Genomic DNA, 213 nt, shown 5'->3' on the forward strand with positions numbered 1-213 from the left:
TCGAAATGCGTTACGTTGATTGTCGAATATTATAAGATTATGTCTTATAAATATGCTGTTTTCATCAATATTAAAACCGCTATCAGCAACCTTTAAACGAAAGGTTTATGTTACATTAATAATGAATGTTGTCCTATTTCTTTTCCCATTTTTCAAGATAAAGCACTTCTGAGAGGGTTTTTCCCCTTTTTATCTCATCCCGTATCCTGCGCT

The organism is Candidatus Margulisiibacteriota bacterium (assembly GCA_028715625.1).
Lineage (GTDB): Bacteria > Margulisbacteria > Riflemargulisbacteria > GWF2-35-9 > GWF2-35-9 > JAQURL01.